The following is a 24,040-nucleotide window of genomic DNA, read 5'->3' as shown; positions in this document are numbered from 1 at the left end:
CCTCAGTCGGCCTCGCGGTAGAGCACGCCCCATTCGTCCTGCCAGAGCCCCTGCGGATCCGCGACGACGATCGGCGCGCGGATCTCGTTGGCGAGCCGCACCGCGGCCCGGAAGGCATCGACCGGCGGCATCGGGTCGCTCAGGAAGTCGTTGACGAGATGCCCGCCGGCCAGTTCGGCCGGGCAGGAAATCTGGCCATGGGTCTCGCCGTCGCCGGCGCTCAGGCTGAGCGTGATCGCATCCGGCTGCGGTTCGTCCACCTGCTCGAAACGGTTGGCCGCCATCGGTCTAGTCTCCTCTGCGGTTCGGGCGGGCCGGCGGCCGCGCCCGTCTACTTCTTCGCGCGCCCGGCCTGCTGAGGAGCGGCGGGACGCACCGTCTTGTAGCGGTCGAGCCTGACCTTGATCATCTCGTTGAACTTGCGATGGACCTCGGAGACCGAGAGCGTCTTGGTTTCGCCCCCGGCCTCGGCATAGAAGATCGGCCGGTTGGCCTGGGCCGGCCGCGGCAGCAGATCGGCCGCCTTGACATCCGGCTTTTCCTCCATCGTCTCGATGAAGGTCTGGGCGGCGTCGGGCCCGAGGAAGTGGATCAGGTAGATCTCGCCGCCGGTGAGGTGGCGGCCCATCGCCTTCTCCAGCCGCAGCGTGTCACGCTTCAGCATCTCGCCGGCCAGCAGGGCCGAGAGATAGGGCTCGCGCCTGAGATCGAGAATGCGCTGGCGCTCGGCCGCATCCGCGACGAAGAACTGCCGCCCGTTGCGGCCGATCAGCTTCGCCTCGGCCGCCAGCCCGTGCTTCGCCCCGAATTCGCTGACGACGCCGAGCCAGGTCTGCTCGATGAACTGGTAGAGCCCCGTGGCCGACGACGTCTTGGCCTGGACCGACGTCGAGAACGACGATTCCTTGTCGGCGACGGCCATCAGCAGCGTCGGGTCGGCGCCCACCACCTTGCCGGCGCGCACGATCGTCTCGACCAGATGCCGCCGGATCCGGATCGGCCCGAAGGTCAGCAACTGCTCGGGATCGCCGCCGGTCGTGATCGGCGCCTGCGGAATCCGCGAACGCTGGCCCGGCGTGGCCTGGCCCGGAGACAGCTTCGGCGGCACCAGCAGGATGTTGGCCGGCGGCAGCGTCAGCGGCACGACAGGGATCTCCGGCGGGCTGTACGCCTGTTCCTTGATCGCCGCCAGGCTGGGATCGGCCTTGAGCGCGAACTCGGTCGCCTCGCGCGCCGCCTCCAGATCGCTTTCGACCGAGGACAGGATCAGCGAGGGCCGGGCCGCCGTCTGGAGCGCCGGAGCGCTCATGATCGCGACCATCTCGGGGTCGGGTGGCGCCTCCGGCTGCCGCAGCTTGACGAGCGCGATGCCGAGCACCGCCGCGGCGAGGCAGGTGACCCCCGCCACGAGCGCAATCATCGTCGCCCGGCCCGAACCTCCCGCACCGGGCACAGGCGCCACGGCTGCACGGGATGGCGATGCGCCCTCTGCTCCGGCAGTGATCGAAGCCGGCCCGGGCGGAACCGGAGCCGCCGGCGCGGCGTCGCCGACCACACGCCGGCGCAGCGCCATGAACCAGTCCGCGCCCTGGGTTTCCAGCGTCGCGAGGTCGCTGATCAGCCGGCGCGCGGTCAGCCCCGGCACGCCCGCCTCGCGCTCGACCGCAGTGGCCGCTCCCTTCGGACCCTGCTCGGCACTCATCCGCAGCGCAAAAAACCAGAGCTGCAGCGGCGTGCGGCGGTTGTCGAGCGCGGTGCTGGCTCCGGGCTGGACCAGGTAGTTGCAATGCTCGCAGGCGAACGCGCGCAGCTTGACCCGGGGCTGAAAATGGCTCGGACGGCCGCAGGCGGCGCAGGTCAGCTGCGTGCCGCCATGACGCGCGCGCATCAGCGCGTCGAGGCAGGCCTCCTCGGGAAACACGGCCTGGAACTGCTTGAAGCGTTCACCCATCGGCCCTCACCCGGCCGGCCCTCCGCCTCGGCCGCAGCGCCGGCGAAAGGCTGCCGACCCATTCTGCCGCTGCGTCAGCATAGGCAACGGTGCTGGCGGCGACAATCGCCGTCGCGCCGCTCAAGGATGAAGCAGGCCGAGCCGCGCCACATCCTTCAGATGCGTGGCCACCTGCTCCGCCGTCGCGCACCGCGGCACATCCGCGACCTCGGCTCCCGCGGCATGGATTTCGTCGAGGAACGCGTTGAGATCCGCCAGCAGCATCTCGGGCGTCCGCGAACCGTCCAGCAGACTGACGAATTTGCGCCCGACAATCCCATCCAGGGCCACCGTGCGATGGCGCAGATTGGCGACCTCCCGCGAGGTCTGTGCCTGCCAGCGCGCCACCACGCTGGCGCGCGGCCGCTCGGCCACCGCCGTCGTCAGCGGCGGCGGCTCCAGTTTGATGTCGAGCAGTCCGGCCTTGAAGATGGCGATCAGCGCATCCTCGAGGCGGGCGAGCTGCCCGGCCAGATCCGGCTCGAGCGCCGCGCCGACATCGGCCACCGCCTGGCTGACGAGCGTGTCGAAGGCGATGCTGCCCGGCCAGGCCTGGCTCAGGCGCCGCAGCGCCGCCTTGCACAGATGAAGATCGACGGAGAGCCGCACGCCACCCTCGAACTCGAACCGGTCGATGCCCGGCCTGGCCTCCTCGTCCCCGCCCGGCTCGACCAGCGTCGCATGCGCGGCAACATGGTAGGGCGCGAGCGAACCCCGGCCGATGGTGCGCCGCAGCGGGATTCCCTCGCGGCACAGCAGCGTCTCGCGGAAGGCGCGGCCGATCAGCAGGTCGAGCGTCTGTTCCCTCAACGCCCCCTGTTCGGCGGGAATGGCCGCGAGCATCGCCTGGGCCGGGCCCTTCGCCGCTGCGAACATGTTGGGAAAGGAGGCTTCGGCCAGGAACTGCAACCCGTGCCGTTGCGCCGCGTCGAGCACCTCATGCAGCGCGAAGGGCCGCGCAATCGGGTTGAGATCGTCGTGGTAGAGGACATTGTCGGGCGTATCTGCCAACTGGGTCAGGCGCTGCCGCAGAGCCGCCCCATGGAAGGTCTCGCCATCGCTCGCCGCGGCGAAGGCCGCGAGCGCGGCGCGCGCCACGCGCACCCGCTCGGTCGGCTCGGTGATGTCGCGCGTGGCGTAGAGCATCACGTCGCGGGCGAGATCGCGCAGGCGGCAGCCCGGCAGCGCGTTGTAGCTGATATAGGCGATGCCCTGCGGCGCCAGCAATCCGCCGATGAGGGCCATGATCGCCTCGCGCACCGCATCCGGCACCCAGGAATAGACCCCGTGGACGAGGATGTAGTCGAAGCTGCCGAGCTCCGGCCCGACCGCGAGAATATCGCGGTGGTGGAAGACGATGTTCTCCAGGCCGATCTCCGCCGTCGCCCGCTTCGCCTCCGCGATCGCGCTGCCGCTGAGATCGATGCCGACGAAGCGGCTCTCGCGGTGCTGCGCGGCCATCGGGATCAGGTTGCCGCCGCGGCCGCAGCCCAGCTCCAAAACCCGCATCGCATGCGAAGGCGCCGCCTGCATGCCGTGGAAATGCGCAATCGTCGCAAGTCTGGCCGGATACGTCTGCTCGAAGGCGTGGCCTGGATAGGCGACCGCGTCATAGGGATTGGTCGCCATGTCGTTCATGCCCGCCGCCTGTTCCCGGACGTCGCCTAGCCCGGAGCCGCATCGGACCCCGGACAGCGGCGAAGCGCCTCATCCATTCGAAGGAGCCGACGCCCGCCCGGACCTGAAAAGACCGCGGCGCCGGATGGATGGCGCCAGCGGGCCTGGATCCGTGCGCTCAGCAGCCGATGACCTTGAACTCCACCCGCCGGTCGAGCGCGTCGCTCGCATCGTCCTTGCCGGTGCCGACCAGATTGTCGCGGAAGCCGCGCCCGCTCGCAATCATCCGGCTGCGGCCATCGGGCATTCCGGTCAGCAGCAGGTCCATGATGAACTGCGCCCGCAGCACCGAGAGCCGTTCGTTCAGGGATGGCGGCCCCGTGCGCGAGGTGTGCCCGACGATCTCGAGGCAGGCGTTCTTCTGGCGCACGCGCGTCGCGATCTGGCTCAGCCACATCGGATAGGGCTCGGTGGTCTGCGGATTGTCGATGAACTGCGTCGAGCCCGGCCGGAACAGCAGCCGGACCGACAGTTGTTCGGTGCTCAGCCCATAATCGACCAGATCGCCGAAGGCATCGACCGCGTCGTCACGGCGCCCCAGTTTCGCATTGGCGAGGTAGGTGCCGATGCGCACGCGATGCTGGTCGCCACCGGGCAGCTTGCGCGCCGTGCGGTAGAAGGCGAGTGCCTCGCGAAAGCGCTGCGCCTCATATTCGGCAATGCCGTCCTGGATCAGCGCATTCGCCGGCAGCCGGTCGACATAGGCCGGATCCAGCCGACCGCCCATCGGCGTGCCCTGGCAGGTCTTCACATAGGCATCCGTGGCCTGGTCCTTCGCCCAGACCGGGACGTCGCGGAAATAGGGCGTCGGCGTGACGTCGACATCGTCGGGCGTCGCACGGGCCACGCCCTTGCCGACCACGCTGCGCGAGGCGAGATCGGCCAGGCTCAGGCAGATTCGGAACGCGTCGGGCGGGCTCTCGTTGCCGGCCTGGCTGATCGCGGTGAAGGTCCCGACGAGCACGACCGGATTGCGCGCCAGCACCTCGGGCGTGAAGGGCTGCACGACGAAGCGCGGATGGGCGGTCCGGACGATTTCGACGAGCCTCTGCTGCATCGCGCGCGTCGCGACCGATTGCGAGCCCGACGCGGCGTCGATGAGCGGGTCGATCACCAGCTCGATGCGGTCGCCCGTGATCGCAGCCTTGCCGAAGAGTTCGGTCGCGGCCCGCTGCAGCGCCTCGGGGAACGGCACGGGCACCGGTGCCGCAGCCTGGGCCCAGGCCGGCGTCGGAAGGACGGCCAGGGGCGCCATCGCCAGGACGATCCGCGCCAGGACGAGCCGAGCCAGTCGCAGCAGCACGGCTCGACTACGGGAGTGGGCGCGGACGGGCGATCTCACCGGCACAATTGCAATTGCTCCTTGGCCTGCGCCGTCAGCTCGCCGAGTTGCGCCCGCAGCAGGATCTCGCTGCAGGTCGAGGCACTCGGCCGCGTCGTCGGGGCCCGGGCCGCCTGCGGCCGCGCGACAGGTGCGATCGTGCTCGCGGCCGGCTCCGCTGCGGGGCGCCCGGTCAGCGAGCGCTCGGGCCCCGGCGTCGGCGCGTCCAGCGAGAGGCTCGGCTGCACCGGGACCGACATGGTCAGCGTGCCCATCCGCGCCGCCATCGCCTGCTCCATCAGCAGCCGCTCATCGGCAAGCCGCTTCTTCTCGGTTTCGAGCGAGGCCAGTTCGCGGTCCCGCCGCGAGACCTCCTCGGCGAGGCGCTCGCGCTCGGCCTGCTCGCGCGCCGGCGGGATCGCGACCGGCCGCACCGTCCCTGCTGAGGGAGAGGCAGGCGACCGCGCCGCGGGTGGCGGGGCAATCGTCGGCGAGGCCTCGCTCTGGCGCTTGGCGAGGTCGGTCGCGGCCTGCTGGCGCACCCGCTCGGCCCGCTCGACACGCTCCAGCAGGGCGCGCTCGCGCGCGGCGAATTCGCGGGCGAGTTGGTCGCGCTCCTTCACCTCGTCGGCGCGGCGCTCCAGAAGGTCGAGCCGCGTACGGGCGTCGATGGTGAAGAAGCTGGTCGGATAGCGGCGAATGAAGTCGTGATAGACCGCCGAATCCTCGCTCGTCCGGATCCGCCCCCAGACGTCGCTGTCGGTCTCGGCGCGGTTCAGGTAGAAATCGCCCAGCAGCGACAAAGACAGCTCCGGTGTCTGGCGCCCGTTGGTCGCGTCGTAGACGCTCTTCTGGACCCGTCGGAACACGGTCGCGACCTCGACGCCCGGCTGGTCGATCTCGCGCACCAGCGCAGCCGTAAAGGGGCTGTTGCGGCCGGTCCCGTCGGCAGCGACGTCGTTGGCCTGGGTGGCATAGGCGATCACCATGCCCTGCGCCCGCGCGACGGGGGCGAGGCCAGTGCCGACGGAGAAGCTGCGCGTGCCCTGGCGCTTGGCGAGTTGCGTCACGAACGGGTTGTTGCGGCAGGCGTCGAGCACCATGATCTTGACGCCGCGCGAGAAGTTCAGCGCCGTCACCACGTCGTTCAGCCGCGTCGTCTCGTACTGGACGCCGATCTCGTCCTCGACCCGCGCCTCGACCGGCACGAGATAATTCTCGCCGTTGAACTGCAGCCCGTGCCCGGCATAGTAGAACATCGCGGCATCGGCATCCTGCGCCAGACGCGCGAACCGGGTTACCGCCTGGTCCATGCCGCGCTTGTCGAGATCGACGCCATCCACCACCTCGAAGCCGACCTTGCGCAGCGCGGCCACCATGTCGCGCGCGTCATTGACCGTGTTGGGCAGGACGGGCGCATTGGCATAGCTCGAATTGCCGATCACCAGCGCGACACGACGCTCCGTCGTCGCAGCAGCAGGCAGCGCCAGCCACAGCAATGCGAGACCCATCAGCAAAGGCAGCCGGGTGATCGGGAGCATGAGGTCCTTCAGGTCCTTCGTCCGAGCAATCTAGCGGAGCGGCCGCCGGAAATCCAGACGCCGAGGCCGTGCGGCCGCAGATCTGGTACATGCAAACCGTTGAGGAAAAGGCTATTTGGCTTGCCCGAAGACGCCGCCGCTGGTAGATTTTTGACGCTGGGGAGCGAGGGAGAACAGGGCCGGTGCACAGGTTTCGGCTCGGCATGATATCGGCGCTCCTGACGCTGGCCGTCGTCGCTGCGGCATTTGTTCCTGCCGCGTCCGCCCAGGAGGCGGCCCGGCCGCGAAGCAAGGCCCCGGCCGATGCCCGGCTCGATTTCGTCGATATCGCCGATGGAGCGCGCCTGCCGGGCAAATTCCTGGTCCGTTTCGCACTGTCGGGCATGGAGGTCGTCCCCGCCGGGCAACCGCAACCCAATGCCGGGCATCACCATATCCTGATCGACACCGAACTGCCGCCGCTCGACCAGCCGATCCCGAGTGATTTCAACCACCTCCATCTCGGCAGCGGTCAGACCGAGATCGAGGTCGTGCTGCCGGCGGGCCGCCATACGCTGCAGTTGCTCTTCGCCGATCACGATCACGTGCCCCATGACCCGCCCGTGATGTCGCAGCGGATCACCATCGATGTCGGCGAGGGACCTGACGAGAAGGCGCGGACCGCTTCCTCGCCCGGCGCCCGGGTCTTTTTCGTCGACCTCGTCGACGGGGCGACGATCCCGACACGCTCGATCATCCGCTTCGGCGCCGACGGCGTGGCACTGTCGCCGGCCGGGACGCCGCATCCCAATGGCGGCCATCACCATTTGCTGATCGACACCGCACTGCCGCCGCTCAACCACGAGATCCCGAGCGACTTCAACCATGTCCATTTCGGGCGCGGTCAGACCGAGGCCGAGATCACGCTGCCGCCGGGCGAGCATACCTTGCAGTTGCTGCTCGGCGACCACGACCATGTCCCCCATGACCCGCCGCTGATGTCTCCGCGCATCCGGGTGCGCGTCGTCGAGGGTGACCAGCTGGCCTCGGTGACGCAGCCGACGGCCCGGCCGGACGGAAAGCCCGCGCTGACCCCCGCCCCGCCGGACGCCGCCGTCTATTTCATCTACCCGCGCAACGGCGACGTGATCTTCCCGACCACCACGGTCCGCTTCGGGCTGCGCAACATGGGCGTGGCGCCCGCCGGCGTCGCCAAGCCCAACACCGGGCACCACCACCTGATCGTCAACGCGCCGACGCCGCCGCTCGACGAGGCGATTCCGGCCGATCTCAATCACATCCATCTCGGCGGTGGACAGACCGAGCGACGCATCACCCTGCCCCGCGGCGAACACACGCTGCAGCTGATCTTCACCGACGAGAACCATGTGCCGCATGATCCGCCGATTCTGTCGGAGCGCATCCGGGTGACGGTGGCGCCCGGTGGCAAACGCCCGGAGAAGCGGCGATGACCCCCTGCCGCCGATCCCGCCGGAGCCTCGCCGCCCTGCTGGCCGCGAGTGCCGTGATCGCCGCGCTGCCGGCCCTCGCGCAGTCGGGCTCCGGCCGGCAGCCCGCGCCGAAGGGGGCGGAGGTCTATTTTCACTATCCCCTGGACGGGTTGCGGGTGCCCGAGCGCTTCACCGTTCGCATGGGGTTGAAGGAGATGGGCCTCGCGCCCGCCGGCACGGACTGGTCCAACACCGGCCATCACCATCTCCTGATCGACACGGAGCCCGGTCCGCCCGACCAGCCCATTCCCTCCGATTACAACAACATCCATCTCGGCAACGGGCAGAGCGAAGTGGTGGTGACGCTGCCCAAGGGCCGGCACACCTTGCAGCTCCTGCTGGGAGACCATAACCACGTCCCGCATGATCCTCCCGTGATGTCGCGCAAGATCACGGTCTATGTGCGCTGAGGCGGCGCGATGCGGTCGGGAGGATTTGGGAGGCAGATGAGGAACGGCATGTTCTGGTTGCGCGGCCTGGCTCTGGCGGTCTGCGTCTCGCTGCTGTCGGCCGCGCCGGGCTTCGCCCAGTCGGGCGAGCCCGAGCCTGCGCGCGTCGGCCTCGTCATCGGCAACGGCGCCTACCCGCTTTCGCCCGTGGCCGGCGCCACCGCCGATGCCCGCGCCGTGGCCCAGGCGCTGCGCGAGGGCGGCTTCGACGTCGTCACCGCGGAGGACGCGAGCGGCCCCGCCCTGCAGGACGCGATCGCCGCCTTCTCCGCCAGGCTGCGCCGCGGCGCCCAGGCGGTGGTGTTCTATGCTGGCCATGCGGTGCAGCAGCGCGGGCGCAACTTCCTCGTTCCGGTTGATCCGCGGCTGCGCTCCCCGGCCGAGATCGGCCAGGCGGCGATCGATCTGGACCTGCTCCTCGACGCGCTGATCGTGGCGCGGCCGGCCAGCGCCCTCGTCGTCCTCGATGCCAGCCGCGACAATCCCTGGCAGGCCGATCTCGCCGGCCCGTCCAAGGGCCTGCTCGCCATCGACCGGATGGAGGCGATCAGCGTCATGTTCACCACGGCGCCGGGCCGCACCGTCGCCGACCGCGGCAACCCGGCCGTGGACGAATGGGTCAAGGCGATCCGCACGCCCGGCCTCGACATGCAGGCCGCGCTCGCCCGCACCCGCGACGCCGTCGCCCGGCAGACCCGCCGCGCCCAGCAGATCTGGATCTCTTCCGAGCCGCCGACCGGCCTGATCGTTACGCCGGTGGCCCGCCCGGCGCAGATCGCGCAGACCAACCGCGCCGTCATCCCGCTGCCGCCGCCGGAATCCCCCGCGGCCCGGCAGGACGCCTATGAACTCTCCTTCTGGGAATCGATCCGCTCCAGCGAGAACCCGGCCGAGTACCGCGCCTATCTCGACGCCTATCCCGACGGGCGCTTCGCCGCGCTGGCCCGCACCCGCGAGCAGCAATTCGCGGCGCGGCAGAATGCCTCCGCCACGCTGCCCGCGCCGACGCCCCGGCCGCCGCCGCCTGTAGCGTCTCTGCGCGAGCCACCGCGCACCCCCGCCCCGCCGCCCGCCGCCGCCACGGCCCGCACGCTGCGCGATTGCGACGACTGCCCGGAACTGGTGGCGATTCGCCCCGGCAGCTTCGAGATGGGCGCCAACGAGCTCTACGAATTCGAGAAGCCGGTTCATACCGTAACGATCCGTACCGGCTTCCACATCGGCGTGCGCGAGGTCACCTTCGACGAGTGGGACGCCTGCGTCGACCAGGGCGGCTGCAGCCACCGGCCCAACGATCGCGGGCTGGGCCGCGGCAAGCGCCCGGTGACGGACATCCACTGGAACGACGCCAACGCCTATCTCGCCTGGCTCTCGGCCCGGACCGGCAAGCGCTACCGCCTGCCGAGCGAGGCGGAATGGGAATATGCCGCGCGCGGCGGCACGACCACGACCTATCCCTGGGGCGCGACCCTGGTGAAGGAGCGCGCCAACTGCGTCGGCTGCAACGAGCCGACGCGCCGGCAGGCGGTCGAGACCGGGCAGTTCCCGGCCAACGGCTTCGGGCTCTACGACATGGCCGGCAACGCCGCCGAATGGGTCGCCGATTGCTGGAGCGACAGCTACCGCGCCACCCCGCGCGACGGCAGCGCCTTCACCGCGCCGGGCTGCCGCGAGCGCGTGCTGCGCGGCGGTTCCTTCAACAACGATCCGCGCTATCTGCGCTCGGCCGCCCGCTTCAAATACGAGGCCGATGTGCGCTTCTTCACCAACGGCTTCCGGGTCGTCAGGGAGCCCTAGAACCGGCGTCGCGGAACCACAGGCGCAGCGGAATGGGCTGCTCGCCGCCGCAGGCGACGAAGCTGTGGCGCTCCTGCGAGAGCGTGCCGGAGAAGCGGCAGGAGGCGCCGGCCAGCGTCATCTCGGCGCTGTAGCGCTGGCCGCTCAGGGTCAGGCGGATCTGGCCGCTCTTCTCCGGCGTCTCGCCGGGCCCGCAGACGGCGTTGTGCTTCATCAGCAGCGGGCCTGACAGGACCGGTGTCCCCGAACGCCCTGCCCGCTCCTGCGCGAGCGTCGCGGTCACATCCCATTCGCCGAGATAGCCGAACTTTCCGACGAGGTCGCGCGCCGGGGCCTCGACCCCGAAACCGATCAGGCACAGCACCGCCAGACAACCCCGGATCAAGCGCGTCATGCTCCTCTTGCTGGGGCAAAGCCTAGCATGGCGACGCGATGCGACAAGGCTTGCGCGAGGCAGCGGCGGCATCGGACGGATAATGGGAAAGAAGCTGGAGCGGGTACCGGGAATCGAACCCGGGTATTCAGCTTGGAAGGCTGCTGCTCTACCATTGAGCTACACCCGCGCTGCCCTCGAAATTCCCCAGCGGCGGCCAGAAGTCAACCCGTCGCGAGTGCCGGTCTGCCGCTTTCCGACGAGGGTGTGGAGGGCGCCTGCGCCTCCCCGCGGAAATAGCCGAGCAGCCGCAGCGCGTTGAGCGTGACCAGCACGGTTCCGCCGGTGTCGGCGAGGATCGCGACCCACAGGCCCGTCGCGCCGATGACGGTGGTGACGAGGAACAGCGCCTTCAGGCCGAGCGCCAGCGCGATGTTCTGGCGGATATTGGCCATCGTTACTCGCGCCAGCCCGATCAGCGCCGGCACGTCGCCGACGCGGTCATGCAGCAGCGCCGCATCGGCGGCCTCGATCGCGACGCGCGTGCCCGAGCCCATGGCGATGCCGACCTGCGCGCTGGCCAGCGCCGGCGCGTCGTTGATGCCGTCACCGACCATGGCGACTCGTCCGCCGCGAGCGAGCTCGGCCACCGCCTTCGCCTTGTCGGCCGGCAGCATCCCGGCGGTGACCGCGACGCCGAGCGCCTCCCCGACCGCTGCCGCCGCGCGCGGATTGTCGCCGGTCAGCATCAGCGGGCGGATGCCCATGGCATTGAGCCGACCCATCGCCGCCGCAGCATCCGGCCGCGGCTCGTCGCGCAGCGCGAGCAGCCCCACGGCCCGCGCCGCGCTGACCACGACGACGACGGTCTTGCCCTCGCCTTCGAGCCGGTCGATCGCCGCCAGGGCCACTTCCGGCAGGGGCGCCCAGGCGGCGGCGTGGCGCGGCGCACCGACGAAGACGGCCGCCTCCCCGATCGTCCCGGCCATGCCCTTGCCCGGCACGGCCGCGACATCTTCTGCCGCGACGAGGGTCACCGCCTCCGCCTCGGCCCGCGCAACGATGGCCGCCGCCAGCGGATGGCTCGAGCGCCGCTCGACCGCCGCCGCCAGCGCCAGGACCTGAGACTCGGCCGCTTCCAGCGCCACGACATCGGTGACGACGGGGCGGCCGATCGTCAGCGTGCCCGTCTTGTCGAAGGCGACGGTGTCGACACCCGCCAGCGCCTCGATCACCGCCCCGCCCTTGATCAGGAGCCCGCGCCGCGCCGCCGTGGCGAGGCTGGAGGCGATCGCGGCGGGAACCGAGATCACCAGCGCACAGGGGCAGCCGATCAGCAGCAGGGCGAGCCCGCGATAGATCCACTCGCCCCAGGCACCGCCCGCGACCAGCGGCGGCAGCACCGCCACCAGCAGCGACAGCCCGACGATGAAGGGCATGTAAATCCGCGAGAAGCGGTCGATGAAGCGCTCCGTCGGCGCCTTGGCGTCCTGCGCCTCGGCGACCAGCGCGACGATGCGCGCGATCATCGTGTCCTGCGCCGCCCGGCCGACACGGACAGTCAATGCGGCCTCATGATTGACCGTGCCGGCGAAAACCTCCGAACCCGGCTCCTTCGCCTTGGGCATCGATTCACCGGTGATCGGCGCCTCGTCGACGCTGGAGCTGCCCGTCAGCACGGTGCCGTCGGCCGGGATGCGGTCGCCCGGCCGCACCAGCACGGTCTGGCCGATGCGCAGGGTCTCGGCCGCCACCTCGCGGACGGTGCCTCCCTCCTCGAGCCAGGCGGTCTGCGGCACCAGGGCGGCGAGCGAACGGATGCCGGAGCGCGCCTTCTCGGCAGCGACACCCTCCAGAACCTCGCCGACGGCAAACAGGAAGACGACGATCGCCGCCTCCTCCGCAGCGCCGATGACGAGCGCGCCGGCCACCGCGATCGTCATCAGCATCTCGATCGTGAAAGGCGCGCCGGCCCGTGCCGAGACGATGGCCCGGCGCGCCACCGGAGCCGCCGCGATCAGGCCCGCCGTGATGAAGAGCGGGTCGTGCCAGCCCGGCGCGAGCACGCTGACGAGATAGGCCAGCGCGACCAGCGCGCCCGAGGCGATGGCCAGCCGCCCCTTGGCCTGGCGCCACCAGGCGGCCGGCGCCTCGCGCCGCAGCGATGGGACTTGCGACGCCACGAGCCGGCTCGGCTTGTAGCCCAGCGTCGCGATGCGGCTCTCGATCGCGTCGGGCCGGGTCAGGCCCTCGTCGAGGCGCAGCGCCAGGGTTTCCTTGGTGACGGAAATGCGGATGTCGGAGACGCCCGGCAGCCGCTCCAGCGCCGCGCGGAGGGTCTGGGCGCAGTTGCCGCAATCCATGCCGTGCACCTGCCAGAGCAGCGCGCCCGGCTCATGCTCCGGCAATGCTTCGGCCGCTCGCCCGGTCTCCGCATGCGCGTGGTCGTGATCGTGATCATGGCCGCAGCCCGGGACGTGGCGATGCGGGGCGATCGCGGCAGCGGCGGTGGGCGGCGCATGGTCATGGCCGCCGCAGCAGGCGGACCCGCAGGAGACCGGCGCCGCAGCAACGGCGTCAGGGACCTTCGGGGCGAGAGCGGAATCGGTTTGGGACATGGGGCACCGGGCGTCGTGAATCGCGAACCGGCGAGACCATAGTTCCTGTAGCCACTAGAGGTTCAAGCGCCTTTTTCAACCGCGCTCAGGCGGCGGCCGCAGCCCGGCCATGCGCCGCAAGCGGCGGCCGGAAACCGCGCAGCCGCAGCGCATTGGCGACGACGCTGACGCTGGAGAGCGCCATGGCGAGGCCGGCCACCATCGGCGACATCAGGATGCCGAAGGCCGGATAGAGCACCCCGGCCGCGACCGGGATCAGCACCGCATTGTAGCCGAAGGCCCAGAACAGGTTCTCGGCGATGTTGCGCAGCGTCGCCCGCGACAGCGCCACCGCATTCGCCACATTGCGCAGATCGCCCGACATCAGCACGACGTCGGCGCTCTCGATCGCGATGTCCGTGCCAGTGCCGATGGCGAGCCCGACATCGGCCTTGGCCAGCGCCGGCGCATCGTTGATCCCGTCGCCGACGAAGGCGACGCGGGCGCCCTGCGCCTGCAGCCGCTCGATCACCGCGACCTTGCCGGCGGGCAGCACCTCGGCCACGACCTCGTCGACCGGGAGACCGCGCGCGATCGCCTCGGCGGTGCGCCGGTTGTCGCCGGTGATCATCACGATCCGCAGGCCCTGCGCCCGCAGCGCCTCGAGCGCTTCGCGGCTGGTCTCCTTGACCGGGTCGGAGACGGCGAGGATGGCGGCAAGCCGCCCGTCGATCGCGGCATAGAGCGGCGACTTGCCTTCGCCTCCGAGCCGCGCCGCCGTGGCGGCGAAGGGAGACAGGTCGATGCCCGCCCTGGCCAGCAGCCGGTCGGCCCCGACCAGCAGCGCCCGCCCCTCGACGGTGGCCGTGACGCCATAACCCGGCTCGGCGGCGAAGGCGGCAGGCTCGGGCAGGATTTCGCCGCCCTCCCCGGCCGCCGCGACGATGGCCTGCGCGATCGGATGCTCCGAGCGCGTCTCGACCGCCGCCACCAGCCGCAGAACCTCGTCACGCGCGAAGCCCTCGGTGACCTCGACATCGGTCAGCTCGGGCTTGCCCCGCGTGATCGTCCCGGTCTTGTCGAGCGCCACGACCGTGACGTCGCGCAGGGCCTGCAGCGCCTCGCCGCGCCGGAACAGCACGCCCATCTGCGCGGCCTTGCCGGTGCCGACCATGATCGAGGTCGGCGTCGCTAGCCCCATCGCGCAGGGGCAGGCGATGATCAGCACGGCGACCGCATTGACGATCGCCAGCGACAGCGCCGGGCTCGGCCCGAAGACCAGCCAGACCCCGAAGGTCAGCAGCGCGGCGGCCATGACGGCGGGCACGAACCACATCGTCACCTTGTCGACCAGCGCCTGGATCGGCAGCTTCGAGGCCTGAGCCGCCTCCATGGTCCGGACGATTCCCGCCAGAAGCGTGTCCGCGCCGATGCGCGTCGCGCGGAAGCGGAAGGCGCCGGTCCCGTTGACCGTGCCGCCGATCACCGTGGCGCCGACCTCCTTCTCCACCGGGATCGGCTCGCCGGTCAGCATGGATTCGTCGACGAAGGAGGAGCCCTCCAGCACCTCGCCATCGACCGGCAGCCGCTCGCCGGGGCGCATCAGCACGATGTCGCCGGGCCGCACCTGCGCGACGGCCACCTCCTGCTCGCGGCCCTCGCGCAGCACCAGAGCCGTCTTCGCCTGCAGCTTCAAAAGCTGGCGGATCGCATCCCCGGTCTGGCCCTTGGCCCGGGCCTCGGCATAGCGGCCGAGCAGGATCAGCGTGACGATGACCGCGCCGGCCTCGAAATAGGTGTGGTCGAGCCCGGCCGGCAGCAGCGCGGGCGCAAAGGTTGAGACGACCGAATAGAGATAGGCCGTCGTCGTGCCCAGCATGACGAGCGAGTTCATGTCGGGCGCGCCACGCAGCAGCGCCGGCCCACCCTTCCGGTAGAACTGCAGCCCCGGCCCGAACTGCACCAGGCTCGCCAGCAGGAACGACAGGATGCGCAGATTGCCCGCGCCAAAACTCTCCGCCAGCGCGTGATGCAGCGTGTCGGAGAGATGCGAGCCCATCTCGATCAAGACGATCGGCAGCGTCGCCAGCGCGGCCAGGGTCAGGTCGCGGCGCAGCCCCGCCAGTTCGGCCTCGCGCCGCGCGCTGTCGCGATCGGCCTGGACGCCGGCCTCCCGTACAAGCTCGGCCGGATAGCCGGCCTTAGCCAGAGCCGCCGTGATCGCCGCCACCGTGCCCTGCCCTCCGACATGGCGCGCATGGGCGCGGCCCGTAGCGAGGTTGACGTTGCCCTCCAGCACGCCGGGCACGGAAAGCAGCGCCCGCTCGACCCGCCCGACGCATGAGGCGCAGCTCATCCCCACGACGGAAAAATCGGTCTCGTCCTCCTGCGGCGTGTAGCCGGCCGCCCGGATCGCCGCCAGGACGGGCGCCGCCTCGGCGTTCGCGTCGAGCCCGACGCTCGCCCGCTGCGTCGCCAGATTGACGGACGCCTCGCGGACGCCCGGCACGGCTATGATCGCCTTCTCGACGCGCCCGACGCAGGAGGCGCAGCTCATCCCCTCGACGGGGATCGCAAGCGTCGTCGCGCCGTCCGGCTTGCGGAGATCGGTCAGGGTCATCGGCTCAGGCTCCGGCTGTCGCGTCAGAGCCGGAGATGGGGCTTCCCATCATGGGAAGGTCAAGGGGCGAGCGACGGATAATCCGTCAGGTGATGCGGCGCACGCTGGCGGCGATCTCCTCCGGCTCGAACAGCCGCTTCCAATCCGGCTTCAGGATCGTGTCCTTGCCGAAGACGATCGCCTTGTTGCAGGCGTCCGAGAACACGCCCTGCACCTGCTGGAAGGTTACGGCGGCGAGGATGTTCATATGACCGAGCAGGAAGTCGCGCGCCGCCTCGCGCGGGACGCCGCGGGCGATCGCCTCCTCCATGGCCTCGCGCATCGCGTCGAGCAGCGTGGCGCAGACGGTCTCCGACAGGCCTGGCTCCAGGATCGCCATCTGCTCGACCGTGACGCGGTGCGAGCGCATCACCGGCGCCCAGATCGCCCGCGCGACCTCCTCGCCCAGCGCGTAATGCTCTTCCGGACCCTGCATCAGCGCGTTGACGATGTGCTGCTTCGCCGCGATCCCGCCGAAATGGTCGGCCTTGGCGGCCGGGTCGGTCTCGTCGTTGAAGATCGGCGGGTGGCAGGGATGGGTGACGAAATAGGTGATGTCGGCCCGCTCCGGCAGATGCCCGGCATGCGGGGCGGCCGCGTCGAGGATCACCACGATCGTGCCCGAGGCCAGCTTAGGCAGCAGCGTCGTCGCCACCGCGCCGACATGGGTGTCCGGAACGGCCAGCACCACCACCTCCGCCCCTGCGATCGCCTCCTCGGCCTCGAGGCAATCGAGCCCGAAGGCGGCGTGCACCCGCTCCTGCCCGGCCGGGCTGACCTCGACCGGCCGCATGGTGAAACGCGAGGCCGCGAGATTGCGGCCGAGCCGCATCCCCATCTTGCCGCCGGCACCGAATAGAGCCACCACCGTCATCGTTACCTCCCCAAACTGGTATGATGAGTTCGTCCCATACCGAAGGCTGGTGGTCAATCTGGTCGGATGACATGATGATAATGTCCCGTTCCCCAGCGAAGCAGGCCCCGTGACGACCGAACCGATCCCCCGCCGCAAGCTGCATCAAGAGGTCCTCGACCGGCTGATCGCCCGCATCAGCTCGGGTGAGTTCCCGCCGGGCGCACAATTGCCCTCCGAACGCGAGCTGATGGACGCCTATGGCGTCGGCCGGCCTTCGATCCGCGAGGCGCTGCAGCAGCTGGAGCGCTCCGGCATCATCGGCATCAGCCATGGCGAGCGCGCCCGCGTGCTGCTGCCGACCGCCGAAGCGGTCGTCGCGCAGATGACCGAACCCGCACGCTTCCTGTTGAGCGTCGATCCCGATGCGCTGGACCACCTCAAGGAGGCGCGCATCCTGCTCGAAGCCGGCGTGGCAAGACTAGCGGCCGAGCGCGCCGACCCGGCCGACCTCGTCTTGCTGCGCCAGCGGCTCGACGAGCACCGGGCCGCCGGGCTCGACGACTTCCTCAGCCGCGACATCGCCTTTCATCGCCAGATCGCGGTGATGAGCGGCAACCCGGTCTTTCCCGCCGCGGTCGAGGCGATGCTGACCTGGCTCGGCGCGTCCTATGTCACGCTGGTGCGCGCTCCGGGCGCCGAACGCCTGACGCTGGCGGAGCACCAGCGCATCCATGACGCGATCGCGGCGGGAGACGGCGACGCCGCGGCACGGGCGATGACGGACCATCTCAGCCGGGCGAATGCGCTGTATCGCAGCCTCGCCGCGCCCGCCGCGGCGGCAGATCACAGCTGAGGCGCATCTCGGGCGATCAGCACCGCCCGTTCAGCCTTGGGTTTCAGCGGAGCGGCGGCGCATAGAGCACGCCGCCCATGCTCCAGAGTTGGTTGAGCCCGCGCGGGATGGCGAGCTTGGAGCCGGTCCCGAGATTGCGCTCATAGATCTCGGCGTAATTGCCGCCCGCCCGCACGGCCTTGACCGCCCAGTCGGGATCGAGCCCCAGCGCCTTGCCGAACCCACCCTCGGCGCCGGTGAAGCGGCGCACATCGGGCTTCTGCGAGGCCAGCGCGGCCGGAAGGGTGCTGGAGGAGATGCCCAGTTCCTCGGCGTTGATCAGGGCGAAGTTGACCCATTTCACCACCGTGAACCAGGCGAAATCGTCGCTGCGCACCACCGGCCCGAGCGGCTCCTTGGAGATCACGTCCGGCAGGACGATCGCGTCGCTTGGCTTGGCCAGCCTGAGCCTCTCGCCATAGAGCGCCGACTGGTCGCGGGTGAGGACGTCGCACTGCCCGGTCTCAAAGGCCTTGAAGGCCTCGGCTGAACTGCCGAAGGGCTTTTCCTCATAGGTCAGCGAGTTCGCCCGGAAGAAATCGGCGAGATTGGCCTGCGAGGTCGTGCCCGTCTCGACGCAGATCTTCGCCTTGTCGAGGGCCAGCGCCCCGTCGACGCCGAGCGCCCGCTTCGCCAGGAAGCCCTGCCCGTCATGATAGGTGATGCCGGCGAAGGCGAGGCCGAGTTCCGCCTCGCGCCCGAGCGTCCAGGTCGAGTTGCGCGAGAGCAGGTCGACCTTCGCCGCCTTGAGCGCGTCGAAGCGCTCGCTGGCCGAGAGCGGCGTGAAGCTGACCTTCTGCGGATCGCCCAGCACGGCGGCCGCCAGCGCCCGGCAGAAATCGACGTCGAAGCCCGACCACGTCCCCTGCGCGTCCTTGGCGGAAAAGCCGTTCAGCCCCTCGCTGACGCCGCAATGGAGGACCCCGCGCTGCTTGACCGTCGCCAGCGTGTTGGCCGCAGCCGGCAGTGCGAGCGCCGCTGTGGACGCGACCGCGGCGACAATCCCGAGCGTGAACCGGCGAAGCGATGAGACCTGCGACATGACGTTCCCCCTGGGCCTGTAGTCTCGGCGCACCCGCGCGCTACAGCGTCGCCTGATGACGGATGATCACCTTGGTCCCGAGCGGCACCCGCTCGTAGAGATCCGCGATGTCGCCATTGGCGAGACGGAAGCAGCCGGAGGAAATCGCCTCGCCGATCGTCTCGGGCTGGTTGGTGCCGTGGATGCGAAACACCGTCGAGCCGAGATAGAGCGCGCGTGCGCCCATCGGATTGCCGGGGCCGCCCGCCATGAAACGCGGCAGATAGGGCTGCCGCTGCAGCATCTCCGGCGGCGGCCGCCAGTCCGGCCATTCCGCCTTGCGGCTGACCTGCACCAGGCCCGACCACTGGAAGCCCTCGCGGCCGACACCGATGCCGTAGCGCAGCGCCCGGCCATTGCCCTGGACGACATAGAGGAAGCGCTCGGCCGAATGGATGACGACGGTGCCGGGCGCCTCGTTCGATCGGAACAGCACCATCTGGCGGGCGTAGGGCCCTTCCGTGATGCTGACCTCCTCGGTGGAGACCCGGCCCGGCTCGTCGCCGATATCCATCGTCTGCTGGACGGCGGCGGGCGGGCGCGGCTGGGCCAGGCCCGGCTGCGACAAGGCGAACAAGGCCGCCAACACCGCGGCGCTGCGCAGCAGGCGGACCGAAAGCGTGGTCGATGTCGTCATGAGCGGCCTCCTTCCGTCAGCGGCAGCGTACATAGATGAAGGTGCCGTAGCGGCGATGCGCGTCGGGATCGACGAAGCGCATCACCAGCATCGAGTCGGTCGCGGACAGGATCTCGCGGTCCTGGAGATCGCCGGGCGGCGCCTCGAAGCCGAGGAAGTTGCGCCCGCCGGGCCCGCCCTTGAGCTTGAGTTCGTAGAGCTTCGCGTCGTCGGCGACATGCATCATCACGCCGTCGCGCGGCCCCTTGCTGATGACATAGGGCTGGTTGCAGGCGGCCTTGGCCTGTGCCTCCGTGCGCTGGCGATCCTTCTCGTTGTGGAAGGAGGCGATGCCCCATCGCCCGATCACCGTGTCGACGCTGATCGTGCTCGGCGCCGCCGCCGAGGCGACGACCTGCGCCTGCGGCGCCCGAGGCTCGTCGGCACCCGACAGGCAGCCGCCGAGCCCTGCGGCGAGCACCAGGGCGGCGCTGGTGGACAGGGGCGAAAGCCGCCATCTGTTCTTGACGTTGCTGGTCACCATCCCCCGCTCCGCTCTGATCCCGACACTGTGCCGGCCCGGCCGTTACGGAAGTAGGACATGGTTTCGGCACGAGGGCAATCGCCCTCTGCACGCCAGGGCGACCGGCTACGGTCTCGCGACTCACGCCAACCGCACCGAGCGCCCCTCGTCGCAACGGTCTCTTCGTCCTCTCACGGACGGCGCGGCAGGAACCGGTGGCCGGCCGAAGCGAAACGGGTCACCCGGCAGAATCTGCCTGGTCCATAGGAAGAATTTTACCACATAAGTCCATGAAAATAATCAATTATTGTTGATTTTACCGCGCCTGGTTCCGCGCCCTCGCCCGTTTCAGTCAAAGACGCCGCGCCCAGGCACTCCGGCCTGAATGTGGTTTCTGGAGGTTTCCAAGCGATGAGCAGCCAGGCATCCCGTCTCGATTTCGTGCCAGACACGAGGGGCGCGCCCATCACCCTGCTGCTCAGCCACGAGGCGGCACGGCCAAAGGTGCTGGAAAGGCTGGAAGGCCGCAGGCCGATGGACCGCGACGACGAACTGCTGGAACTGATCACGCAGGGCGACGAGGGCGCCTTCCGCGAACTGGTCGAGCGGCATGTCGACCGCGCCTATGCTCTGGCGCTGCGCATCCTGCGCAACGGCGCCGATGCCGAGGACGTCGTCCAGGACACGCTGCTGAAGGCAGCTTTGCCGATTACGCCGCGAAGATCGTCGCAGGCGTGGCCGCTGCTGCGGAGAGCAGCACCACGGCGCTGGAGACCGGCGAGAGCGCGCAACAGTCGCTCGCGGACTCGCTGGCCTCCCTGTCCGGCGTCAATCTCGACGAGGAAACCGCGAAGCTCTCCGAACTGGAGCAGCAATATGCGGTCGCCGCCCAGCTTCTGGAAACGCTCAACACCATGTTCGACACGCTGCTGCAGGTCGCGGCGTCGGCCTGACGCAGCGGCGGCGCGAGGAGACGGACCCGATGATCACCCGCGTCGCGACCTTCGCCATGAGCGAACGCATGCTGGAAGCCTCGCTGCGCACCCAGTCCAGGATGAGCGAGGCCCAGCTCCAGCAGGCCTCCGGCTCCGTCTCGACCGATTATGGCGGGCTGGGCCGCTCGGCCGGCACGCTGGTCAGCCTCGAAGTCTCGCTGGCGCGCTCGAAGAGCCAGGCGAGCGCCGCCGAGGAGGCGGGCAGCCGCGTCCAGGTGATGTCCGATGCCGTCGGCGCGATGAGCGAGCTGTTGTCGAGCTTCCGCTCCAGCCTGTCTTCGGCGATCAGCGCAGGCGGCGACGACACGACGCTGGCGGCCACCGCCCAGAGTCTGCTGGAGGAGTTCGCGGGCCTGCTCAACACCCGGTTCGAGGGGCGCTATCTCTTCGCCGGTAGCGACACCGGCACCGCCCCCGTCGACCTCTCGGCCTATGCGGCGACCGACGTGGCGACGCAGGACACGACCTATTACCAGGGCAACGCCGTGAAGGGCTCGGTCGTGCTCTCCCCGGAGCGCACGCTGACCTATGGCGTCACGGGAGACGCCACCGCCTTCGAGCAGGCGATGCGCGCGCTCGGCGCCGTCGCCAACGCCACCACCCCGCCAGACACGGCGGCGCTGCAGGCGATCTCGGAGCTGACGGTGGACGCGATCGACGCGCTCGCCGCGGTGCAGGGCAAACTCTCGGTCGACGCGGCCAGGCTCGAACGCAGTGTGGCCGCGCAAGCCGACCACCAGGATACGACCACGAGCCTGATCGCCGCCACCAACGGCGCCGACGTGACCGCGCTCGCCGTCGCGCTTTCGTCCTACGAGACGCAGTTGCAGGCCTCCTACGCCGCGCTGGCGAAGGTGCAGTCGCTCAACCTCATGGATTATCTGAACTGAGGCCGGGTCGGCCGGTTCCCGCGACCGGCTCGGTGCCGCTTCGGGCCGTCATGGTCGCTCGGCTCGGGCAACCGGCCGATCCCCTGCGGCGCCGCGCGACAGCACCAACGGAAGCGGGAACGGCGACATAGCGGCAGGAAGCGGCTTCGAATTTGGCCCTTGTCAGGCTCCCGTCACACGAGCGCCTGGACCTGGATCTCGACGAGGATGTTCTCGGCGGCCAGACGCGACTCGACGGTCGCGCGCGCCGGCGGCTGCGACGGGTCGACCCAGGCTTCCCAGGCTGCGTTCATCTCGGCGAAGGTCGCGATGTCCTTGAGCCAGATATTGGCGACGACGATGCGGGTCTTGTCGGTCCCGGCGAGCGCCAGATAGCCGTCGATCTGCGCGAGGATGTCGGCCGTCTGCTCCTTGACCCCGCCGCTGCGGTCCTTGGCGGTCAGGCCGGACAGAAAGGCGAAGCCGTTGGCGACGAGGACCTTGCTCAGCCGTCCGGTGATTTCATGGCGCGTGATCATGCGGGCTCCTCGGGGAAAAGCGGGGGGTGGCGAAGGTCCGGCGCCTGTGTCCGCGATCCGGGCGCCAATGGCAATGCGCAACCGTCAGCGCGCGCCCATGAGGTCGGCCGCACGCTCGCCCACCATCATCGCGGGCGCATTGGTGTTGCCTGAGGGAATCGTCGGGAAGATCGAGGCATCGGCGACGCGCAGGCCTTCCAGTCCGTGGACCCGCAATTGCGGATCGACGACGGAGTCGGCGGGGTCGGGACCCATGCGGCAGGTTCCGCAGGGGTGGAAGACCGAATAGGCCTGCTGGCGGATCGACTGGAGCAGAGCCGCATCGTCTGCGCAGTGCGGTCCAGGCTTGATCTCGCTCTCGATCAGGGCGGCGAAACTCGGCGTCGCCGCGAGCCGGCGCAGGAAGCGGGCGCCGGCGAGGATGTCGACGACGTCGCGCGGGTCGGACAGATAGTTCGGCGCGATCTCGGGGGCGACGCGGGGGTCGGGCGAGCGGATCGCGACATGGCCGCGGCTGTGGGGCCGGCAGGGCGAGACGCTGGTGCTGAAGCCGGGAAAGGGATCGGGCTTCATCAGCGCCCGCACGCCGGGCAGAGCGCGTTCATAGCTCAGCGGCGAGAAATAGAGCTGCATGTCGGGCCGGTCGAGGTCTGACCGGGTTTTCAGATAGCCGCCGCCCTGGTTGACGCTCAGCGAGAGCGGGCCACGCCGCTGCAGGAGATAGGTCAGCGCCATGCCGATGCGGCCGGGCCAGGACAGAAGATCCTCGTTCAGGCTCGGACGTCGGGACCGGTAGACATGGTCGTAGCAGAGATGATCCTGCAGATGCCGGCCGACGGCCGGCAGCGCCTGCACGGTCGCAATGCCGTGCCGGGCGAGCGCGTCCGGCGCGCCGATGCCCGAGAGTTGCAGGAGTTGGGGTGAGTTGATCGCACCGGCGGCGACGACGATCTCGCTCTGGGCCCGGTATCTCACGCGCTCCGCGCCGCGCCAGCCCTCGACCGCCACGGCGCGCTTCCCCTCGAACAGGATCCGCGAAACGAGGATGCCGGTGTCGACCTTGACGCGCCCGCTCCGGCGAGCCGGGTGCAGATAGGCGCGGGCCGCGGATTCGCGCAGGCCGCCGCGTGTGGTGATCTGGTAGATGCCGGCGCCTTCACTGGTTTCGCCGTTCAGGTCCGGGTTGAAGGGCAGCCCCGCCTCCTGCGCCGCCTGGACGAAGAGCGGCGTCAGGGGATGCACGGCCTTCGAGATGTCTTCCACATGCAGCGGGCCGCCGGCGCCATGCCAGGCCGAGGCGCCAAGCGCGTGGTCCTCCATGCGGCGATAGGTGGCGAGCACGTCGGGCCAGCCCCAGCCGGGATTGCCCATGCGCTCCCAGCCGTCGAAATCTTCGGCCTGGCCGCGCATATAGACCATGGCGTTGATGGCGCTCGACCCTCCGACGACCTTGCCACGTGGCTGGTAGATTTCCCGCTCGGCCAGGCCGGGCTGGGGTTCCGTCCGGTACATCCAGTTGAGGCGCGGGTGGTAGAAGGTTTTGCCGTAGCCGATCGGCAGGTGGAGCCAGGGGTTCAGGTCGCGCGGGCCGGCCTCCAGCACGAGGATGCGGTCGCGGCCGGACAGAGCCAGACGCCCGGCCAGCGCACAACCGGCCGAACCGGCGCCGATGACGATGACGTCCCACTCCTCCAAGGCAAACTCCCTGCCGGCTTCGATCGGTTGCGGCGTACAGGCTGTAGGGTGAATTGGGCTCGTCACGAAGGGCCGTTCTG

The 24,040-nt window shown here is 70.0% G+C and carries 21 protein-coding genes, 1 tRNA gene and 1 pseudogene; 7 read left to right on the top strand and 16 right to left on the bottom strand.

Annotation, left to right across the window (positions count from 1 at the left end):
- Window positions 1-2: 2 nt before the first annotated feature.
- The 5 genes from SJY11_RS13000 to SJY11_RS12980 all read right to left on the bottom strand — a co-directional run bounded on the left by SJY11_RS13000 (window position 3) and on the right by SJY11_RS12980 (window position 6,529).
- Entirely contained in the window at window positions 3-284 is a 282-nt protein-coding gene (locus tag SJY11_RS13000; protein WP_326911368.1) for a hypothetical protein, read from the bottom strand.
- A 47-nt stretch (window positions 285-331) separates the two neighbouring features.
- Window positions 332-1,951, bottom strand: a complete 1,620-nt coding sequence (locus SJY11_RS12995) for a transglycosylase SLT domain-containing protein (protein ID WP_376987035.1) — start codon at window positions 1,949-1,951, stop codon at window positions 332-334.
- 120 nt (window positions 1,952-2,071) lie between these two features.
- Entirely contained in the window at window positions 2,072-3,628 is a 1,557-nt protein-coding gene (locus SJY11_RS12990) for a methyltransferase regulatory domain-containing protein (protein WP_376987034.1), read from the bottom strand.
- 157 nt (window positions 3,629-3,785) lie between these two features.
- On the bottom strand, window positions 3,786-4,922 hold the full coding sequence (locus SJY11_RS12985) for an OmpA family protein (RefSeq protein ID WP_376987033.1): 1,137 nt from the start codon (window positions 4,920-4,922) through the stop codon (window positions 3,786-3,788).
- A gap of 83 nt (window positions 4,923-5,005) precedes the next feature.
- The gene (locus tag SJY11_RS12980) at window positions 5,006-6,529 is read right to left on the bottom strand and encodes a caspase family protein (RefSeq protein ID WP_376987032.1); all 1,524 of its coding nucleotides are present in this window, start codon (window positions 6,527-6,529) and stop codon (window positions 5,006-5,008) included.
- A 203-nt stretch (window positions 6,530-6,732) separates the two neighbouring features.
- Here SJY11_RS12980 and SJY11_RS12975 point away from each other — a divergent pair, with 203 nt between their 5' ends.
- Genes SJY11_RS12975 through SJY11_RS12965 form a run of 3 tightly spaced genes read left to right on the top strand, consistent with a single transcriptional unit; the run spans window position 6,733 to window position 10,265 of the window.
- The gene (locus SJY11_RS12975; RefSeq protein ID WP_376987030.1) at window positions 6,733-7,980 is read left to right on the top strand and encodes a DUF4399 domain-containing protein; all 1,248 of its coding nucleotides are present in this window, start codon (window positions 6,733-6,735) and stop codon (window positions 7,978-7,980) included.
- The gene (locus SJY11_RS12970) at window positions 7,977-8,429 is read left to right on the top strand and encodes a DUF4399 domain-containing protein (protein WP_376987029.1); all 453 of its coding nucleotides are present in this window, start codon (window positions 7,977-7,979) and stop codon (window positions 8,427-8,429) included. The genes SJY11_RS12975 and SJY11_RS12970 overlap by 4 nt, the downstream gene beginning before the upstream one ends.
- Before the next feature lie 48 nt (window positions 8,430-8,477).
- Complete coding sequence (locus SJY11_RS12965) at window positions 8,478-10,265, top strand: SUMF1/EgtB/PvdO family nonheme iron enzyme (RefSeq protein ID WP_376987027.1); 1,788 nt, start codon at window positions 8,478-8,480, stop codon at window positions 10,263-10,265.
- Here the strand turns inward: SJY11_RS12965 and SJY11_RS12960 are convergent.
- The 5 genes from SJY11_RS12960 to SJY11_RS12940 all read right to left on the bottom strand — a co-directional run bounded on the left by SJY11_RS12960 (window position 10,252) and on the right by SJY11_RS12940 (window position 16,768).
- Window positions 10,252-10,659 (bottom strand): hypothetical protein, encoded by a 408-nt coding sequence (locus tag SJY11_RS12960; RefSeq protein ID WP_376987026.1) that lies wholly within the window; start codon window positions 10,657-10,659, stop codon window positions 10,252-10,254. The two genes, SJY11_RS12965 and SJY11_RS12960, sit on opposite strands and share 14 nt — an antisense overlap.
- Before the next feature lie 95 nt (window positions 10,660-10,754).
- Window positions 10,755-10,828, bottom strand: a tRNA-Gly gene (locus SJY11_RS12955).
- Window positions 10,829-10,862: 34 nt separating this feature from the next.
- Window positions 10,863-13,256 (bottom strand): heavy metal translocating P-type ATPase, encoded by a 2,394-nt coding sequence (locus SJY11_RS12950; protein WP_376987025.1) that lies wholly within the window; start codon window positions 13,254-13,256, stop codon window positions 10,863-10,865.
- 85 nt (window positions 13,257-13,341) lie between these two features.
- Window positions 13,342-15,855 carry a heavy metal translocating P-type ATPase gene (locus SJY11_RS12945; protein ID WP_376987024.1) on the bottom strand — a complete coding sequence of 838 codons (2,514 nt, stop codon included), beginning with the start codon at window positions 15,853-15,855 and terminating at the stop codon, window positions 13,342-13,344.
- 85 nt (window positions 15,856-15,940) lie between these two features.
- Window positions 15,941-16,768, bottom strand: coding sequence for a phosphogluconate dehydrogenase C-terminal domain-containing protein (locus tag SJY11_RS12940; RefSeq protein ID WP_376987023.1), 828 nt, complete (start codon window positions 16,766-16,768; stop codon window positions 15,941-15,943).
- Between the two features lie 109 nt (window positions 16,769-16,877).
- Here SJY11_RS12940 and nanR point away from each other — a divergent pair, with 109 nt between their 5' ends.
- The gene (nanR, locus tag SJY11_RS12935) at window positions 16,878-17,603 is read left to right on the top strand and encodes a transcriptional regulator NanR (RefSeq protein WP_376987022.1); all 726 of its coding nucleotides are present in this window, start codon (window positions 16,878-16,880) and stop codon (window positions 17,601-17,603) included.
- A gap of 43 nt (window positions 17,604-17,646) precedes the next feature.
- On the opposite strand, the gene SJY11_RS12930 is transcribed toward nanR, so the two are convergent.
- From SJY11_RS12930 to SJY11_RS12915, 4 genes are all read right to left on the bottom strand, one after another.
- Window positions 17,647-18,684 carry an amino acid ABC transporter substrate-binding protein gene (locus SJY11_RS12930; protein WP_376987021.1) on the bottom strand — a complete coding sequence of 346 codons (1,038 nt, stop codon included), beginning with the start codon at window positions 18,682-18,684 and terminating at the stop codon, window positions 17,647-17,649.
- 40 nt (window positions 18,685-18,724) lie between these two features.
- Entirely contained in the window at window positions 18,725-19,360 is a 636-nt protein-coding gene (locus tag SJY11_RS12925) for a L,D-transpeptidase (RefSeq protein ID WP_376987020.1), read from the bottom strand.
- Window positions 19,361-19,376: 16 nt separating this feature from the next.
- A complete protein-coding gene (locus tag SJY11_RS12920) occupies window positions 19,377-19,883 on the bottom strand; it encodes a hypothetical protein (RefSeq protein ID WP_376987019.1) in 507 nt (168 codons plus the stop codon).
- 327 nt (window positions 19,884-20,210) lie between these two features.
- Window positions 20,211-20,474 carry a hypothetical protein gene (locus SJY11_RS12915; RefSeq protein WP_376987018.1) on the bottom strand — a complete coding sequence of 88 codons (264 nt, stop codon included), beginning with the start codon at window positions 20,472-20,474 and terminating at the stop codon, window positions 20,211-20,213.
- Between SJY11_RS12915 and SJY11_RS12910 the strand changes: the two are divergent.
- The 3 genes and pseudogenes from SJY11_RS12910 to SJY11_RS12900 form a co-directional block, all read left to right on the top strand.
- Window positions 20,400-20,558 (top strand): annotated as a pseudogene (locus SJY11_RS12910) (sigma factor); the annotation flags it as partial. The gene SJY11_RS12915 and the pseudogene SJY11_RS12910 overlap by 75 nt on opposite strands.
- A 38-nt stretch (window positions 20,559-20,596) precedes the next feature.
- Window positions 20,597-20,815, top strand: a complete 219-nt coding sequence (locus SJY11_RS12905) for a flagellar basal body rod C-terminal domain-containing protein (protein ID WP_376987017.1) — start codon at window positions 20,597-20,599, stop codon at window positions 20,813-20,815.
- A 29-nt stretch (window positions 20,816-20,844) separates the two neighbouring features.
- On the top strand, window positions 20,845-21,747 hold the full coding sequence (locus tag SJY11_RS12900; protein WP_376987016.1) for a flagellin: 903 nt from the start codon (window positions 20,845-20,847) through the stop codon (window positions 21,745-21,747).
- A gap of 173 nt (window positions 21,748-21,920) precedes the next feature.
- Here SJY11_RS12900 and SJY11_RS12895 read toward each other — a convergent pair whose 3' ends face one another.
- Together SJY11_RS12895 and SJY11_RS12890 are read right to left on the bottom strand one after the other, a co-directional pair.
- On the bottom strand, window positions 21,921-22,265 hold the full coding sequence (locus tag SJY11_RS12895) for a RidA family protein (RefSeq protein ID WP_376987015.1): 345 nt from the start codon (window positions 22,263-22,265) through the stop codon (window positions 21,921-21,923).
- A gap of 84 nt (window positions 22,266-22,349) precedes the next feature.
- Complete coding sequence (locus tag SJY11_RS12890) at window positions 22,350-23,960, bottom strand: GMC family oxidoreductase (RefSeq protein WP_376987014.1); 1,611 nt, start codon at window positions 23,958-23,960, stop codon at window positions 22,350-22,352.
- Window positions 23,961-24,040 lie beyond the last annotated feature (80 nt).

The sequence above is a fragment of the Allobosea sp. R86505 genome (assembly GCF_042466375.1).
Classification (GTDB): Bacteria; Pseudomonadota; Alphaproteobacteria; order Rhizobiales; family Beijerinckiaceae; genus Allobosea.
Note: the sequence above shows the minus strand (reverse complement) of the source record. Positions and strands in the feature narration are given on the sequence as shown.